At 34.4% G+C, this 5,156-nt stretch carries 6 protein-coding genes; all 6 read left to right on the forward strand.

What is annotated here, in order from left to right:
- Nucleotides 1-357: 357 nt before the first annotated feature.
- A complete protein-coding gene (gene glnA / locus JCM21714_RS17415) occupies nucleotides 358-1,728 on the forward strand; it encodes a type I glutamate--ammonia ligase (protein WP_035726360.1) in 1,371 nt (456 codons plus the stop codon).
- Between the two features lie 98 nt (nucleotides 1,729-1,826).
- Complete coding sequence (locus JCM21714_RS18925; protein ID WP_052000888.1) at nucleotides 1,827-2,015, forward strand: hypothetical protein; 189 nt, start codon at nucleotides 1,827-1,829, stop codon at nucleotides 2,013-2,015.
- The gene (locus JCM21714_RS17420) at nucleotides 2,006-3,046 is read left to right on the forward strand and encodes an EAL domain-containing protein (RefSeq protein WP_052000889.1); all 1,041 of its coding nucleotides are present in this window, start codon (nucleotides 2,006-2,008) and stop codon (nucleotides 3,044-3,046) included. Before JCM21714_RS18925 ends, JCM21714_RS17420 begins: the two co-directional genes overlap by 10 nt.
- Before the next feature lie 18 nt (nucleotides 3,047-3,064).
- Nucleotides 3,065-3,838, forward strand: coding sequence for a diacylglycerol/lipid kinase family protein (locus JCM21714_RS17425; RefSeq protein ID WP_052000890.1), 774 nt, complete (start codon nucleotides 3,065-3,067; stop codon nucleotides 3,836-3,838).
- 309 nt (nucleotides 3,839-4,147) lie between these two features.
- Nucleotides 4,148-4,645, forward strand: a complete 498-nt coding sequence (locus JCM21714_RS17430) for an RIFT barrel domain-containing protein (RefSeq protein ID WP_035726363.1) — start codon at nucleotides 4,148-4,150, stop codon at nucleotides 4,643-4,645.
- Nucleotides 4,600-5,156, forward strand: a 557-nt coding sequence (locus tag JCM21714_RS17435) for an exo-rhamnogalacturonan lyase family protein (RefSeq protein ID WP_500784402.1), incomplete at its 3' end; no start/stop codon positions are given. The genes JCM21714_RS17430 and JCM21714_RS17435, both read left to right, overlap by 46 nt.

A 5,156-nucleotide genomic window follows, 5' to 3' on the forward strand; every position in this document is an offset into this window, starting at 1 on the left:
CTTCAGCTTGCACTGATCCCTCAGGAGTCTCGCATTTTTCCTCCGCTTTGGATAGATCTCTGTTCAAATAAGATGAAATAAGCAATGATATCCATGTGCTAGCTGTCACTAACATTGTTGAACCCTATAAAAGCGAAGTAAATGGACGGAGCTTTTGCTTACATTCATCATACTTTCAAAATTGTCACTTGTTCGCAGTTTGTGTCTACTATTCTAATTATAGTTGCCCGAAATTCATTTAAAATGTCTGTCAGATTATCTAACAAAAGAAATGACGTCTTAATGGAAGAAGTTGTAGGATAGGTAATAACAGAAGATGTTAACATAATTAACATGAAAAAGGGGGGGAAATGAGAGATGACAACTTTAACAGCAGAAAAAACAGTGGACACTGTATCACAATTAGAGACGATTAGAGAGGAAATCAAAACGAAAAATGTAGAACTGCTACATTTACAATTCGTCGATATCGAAGGAACATTAAAGCAAGTATCCGTGACAGCTGAGCAATTAGAGGATGTAGTAGAAGGAAAAACAATGTTCGATGGTTCATCCATAACAGGTTTTACACCTATTAATAAATCTGACTTATATTTATTGCCAGACTTAAATTCATTTGCAGTATTACCATGGACAGAAGAAGATGATTATTCTGAAGCACGTTTTTTGTGCAGTGTAACTAATCCCGACGGTACCTTATTTGAAGGGGATCCTCGAAATATATTAAAAAAGACAGTTGAAAATGCAAGGGATAAAGGATTTTCCATACATGTCGGTCCAGAGTTAGAATTTTTCTTGTTTGAAGCAGATGATAAAGGGCAGCCGACACAACAAATACATGACAATGGTGGTTATTTTGAACCTGCTCCATATGATTTAGGAGAACGTGTTCGATTAGAAATTTACAAAACATTAAAAAAAATGGGTTTTACTATAGAAGCTTCCCATCACGAAGTAGCAAAGGGACAGCACGAAATTAATTTTAAATTTGATGATGCACTAATAACTGCGGATAATGCGACGACCTTTAAATGGGTCGTAAAAACTGTGGCCCAACAATGTGGATTACGAGCAACCTTTATGCCGAAACCTGTATTTGGGGAGAATGGTAACGGAATGCATGTGAATATGTCATTATTTGATGAAAAAGCTGGCAAAAATGCATTTTATGATGAAGCAGATTCTCGAGAACTTTCTAATACAGCTTATTCATTTATCGCAGGCCTTTTACACCATGTACCATCATTTGCTGCCATTACAAATCCGTTAGTCAACTCTTATAAACGTCTGGTACCTGGGTATGAGGCGCCGTGTTATATTGCATGGTCTTCATCTAATCGTTCCGCTCTGGTTCGTATTCCAGCAACACGTGGTGCGGGTACAAGAGTAGAAATACGATGCCCAGATCCTTCTGCAAATCCGTATTATGCATTTGCGAGTATCGCGGCTGCAGGTATTGATGGTGTTGAAAAGTCTCTACAAGCACCTGCAGAAATAACAGATGACATCTTCCGTATGAATCAGGTAGAACGTGAAGAACGTGGAATTGAAAATTTACCAACTACTTTGGGAGAAGCTATCCAAGCATTGTTAACAGGAGAGATTGGTAAGAAAGTACTTGGAGACTATGCATTAAATGAATACCTGTTATTAAAACAAGCAGAGTGGGATAGTTATCGAATTGCCGTAACGGAGTGGGAGCTAGACCGTTATCAGGCAAAGTTTTAATAATGATAGTATAGTCTGAATTCCACTAGAATTCAGACTATTTTTTTGCTTAAATCCAACAATAGATATAAAATTAATGTAAGGAGAGATGTTTACAGATGGATCCATTAGATGTAATGATGCATGTAGATAAAGTAAAACCTTATTTTCAAGCAATATTTAGTGCTGATAGTCATGAAGTGGTAGGATATGAGGTTTTAGGTAAGTTGGAAATAGACCAAAAAATAATAAGCCTTGGAACATTTTTTCATGATCCAACAGTGCAGATGATTTTAAAATGGAAATAGATCAAAAAATTCAGGATTTGGCATTTAAAAAATATGTAAGTGAAAATATTCAAGTTCCACTTTATTTAAATGTCCATGCCAATTACTTTGAGACAGAGAAAGAGGATCAATTTCTTGATCATCTGTTAAACTACCAACAGAAAGGTTTGGATTTAGCCAATATTGTTATTGAAATCTCAGAGCAACAATTTAGTGGAGATCTTGATCTATTAACACATACCTTTAAATATTTAAAAACATTAGGCGTTAAATTAGCAATAGATGACCTTGGAACTGGTGCAAGTAATCTAGATCGAATTAGTTTAATGGAACCTGATATCTTAAAAGTTAACTTACATGCTTTACAAAGTGAATCAATTTCAACTAATTATCATAGCATTATATACTCTCTATCATTATTAGCCCGTAAAGTAGGGGGGGCAGAATTACTATTTGCTGAAATTATTACTAACTATCATTTTCATTATGCATGGAGAAATAGTGGTCGTTATTACCAAGGAAGCTTCTTATCACCGAGTGCTTCTGACTTTGTCGAGATGAATATATTGAAAGAACGCTTCCGTAAAGATATTCAACAATTTATATTGGTAGAAAGAAAGAAATTAACAGCGAAATTTCAATTAGCAAAAAGTCTGAATTTGCAAATCCAGGGAAAATGGAAGCAAATAAAAAAGAACAGAGAATTAGACGTGGTAATTGATAGTCTTGCTAAAGAAATGGAACACATATTCTTCCGAATTTATGTAACAGACGAAGACGGTTTTCAAAAAACAGTAAACTTTATTCATGTGAACAAGAACTGGATGTGGGATAAGTCAGCAAAAGGAAAAAATTGGAGTTGGCGTCCTTACTTTATTGAAAACGTAATTCGAATGAAAGAAGAGCAATCAGGTATATTGTCTGATATCTATAATGATATCGAAACTGGAGAAAGGATTAGAACATTTTCTTATCCATTAGATGAGTCCTTATACTTATTTATGGATATATCACCAATGTATCTAGATGAACATGAAGATTTACTGTGGTAATTAGAGGAGGAGCTAGGTATGGAAAAGCATGCTATGATTATTATTAACCCAAGTTCAGGGACCGAGAAAAGTATCCAATTTAAACAAGATGTTTATGATATATTAATCGAAAAAGACTATTCTGTAACGATAAATGAAACTAAGAAAGAAAATGATGCTAAAAACTTTGCGATTCAAGCCAGTAAAGATGCTTTTGACTTAATTACGATAATGGGTGGAGATGGTACAGTTAATGAAGTGATCAATGGAATTGCAGAGCAGGAGCATCGACCAAAATTGCATATTATTCCTCTTGGAACAGTAAATAATTTTGCTAAGGCAGTAGAGATTCCATTAAAAACGCAACAGGCAATCGATGTGATCAAAGATCCTACTGAAAAATTAGTAGACATAGGGAAAATAAATAATCATTATTTTATGAATCTTGTTAACATTGGTGCAATAGCAGAAGCGACTTATCAAGTTACCGCAGAACAAAAATCAAAATTAGGGTCGCTAGCATATTTTATTGAAGGATTAAAAAAATTCAATGAGAAAGATATATTTTCTGTAAAAATTAAATTAAATGAGACAACCCAAGAGTTAGACGCGATGTTAGTCCTGATTGCATTAACAGATACTTTTGGAGGATTTAAAAATGCTGTGAGTGAAGCTGATATCAACGATGGTTACTTACATGTATTTGTGTTCCAGGAAATGTCTACTTTAGAAATCTTGTCGATAATAACAAGTCTTGTTAATGGTCAATTAAAAGATCAGCACACGTTCAATATTGGAAAACGAAGAGCTTAGCAATAGAAACTAGTCCCAGCAAGATGACAAATGTGGATGGGGGGGATGAGGGTTTTTCAACGCCCTTACAATTAGAAGTATTAGAAAAGCATGTATCAATCCTTAAATAACTTTCCAATTATGAATTTCTGTGAAAAATGAAAGAATCACATAGGATAACTGGTCTGTCTTAATAATCATTAGTTAACTGTATATTATATAAATAACCGGGTGGTTTAGCCTGGTTTTTTTGTGTGCAAAAAATATGGTTGTAGGAAAATTAAATCTCTTTATAGTAGAAAGTAGAAAATGATAGAAAGGAAGAGATTTATGAAGCTGCATCCACTTTTTTGCAATTCCACAACCGAAATAAATGAAAGAATCTCCATCACTTGGGGAGTCCCTTGGAAAAAAGGAGAATTAAATAGTGTCAATCACCTGATGTTACAAAATAAAAATAAACAAAACATTGCCCTTCAATCTCAAATTCAAGCATATTGGCCAGATGGTTCAGTTAAATGGACCAAACATAGTGCCAATCTTTTTAAAAAAGAGTTGGATGGTTTAGAATTAACCAATGCAAATCAACAAGGTTCACAGCAACCAGGTACAATGATAGTTAAAAAGAAGAATGGTTGGCAAGTTGAGACAGGAAGAATGACATGTTTTATTCCAATTAAAGGAGAAAACTGGATTGAAGAAATCACAGTAGATCAAAAACTGTTAATCAAAAGAGGAAAATTAGTTTTACAGCTGGAGGAACATAAACAGTTGCATGACCAATGGTGGACCCGGGAAGTAGAAGGTACAGTGAGATCGATACTGTGACTGTGGAAGATGATGGAAAATCGAGATCGGTTATCAAGTTATCAGGCACCCATTTAATTAATCAAGAAAAGCATCTTGTTCCTTTCAGTCTTAGAATTTATTTTTATCACCAACATCCTTTTATTCGATATGTACATACCTTTATTGTGGATGAAAGCATTTCAGAATATTTACGTATTAAAGGCATTGGTACTAATTTCATTTCTACTTTAAAAGGAGAACCTTATAATAGACAGATTCGTGTTGCAACAGAGGATGGTTGGTATAACGAAGCCAGTCAATTGCTCTTAACAAGAAGATATAATAGAAATAATGCGGAATATCAGCAACAAATAAACGGTCAAACCGTATATAAAAATGCGAGTAATGAAAAGCTGATAGATCAAGCAGAAAAAAATGCAGTCTGGAATCATTATCAGTTAGTTCAACAGAATGAGAGCCATTACCAACTAGTAAAAAGCACAGGAAGGACAAATAAATTATTCAGGCAATTACCGGTAAGATTACCGGA

The sequence above is a fragment of the Gracilibacillus boraciitolerans JCM 21714 genome, assembly GCF_000521485.1.
In the GTDB taxonomy this organism is placed as follows: Bacteria; Bacillota; Bacilli; order Bacillales; family Amphibacillaceae; genus Gracilibacillus; species Gracilibacillus boraciitolerans.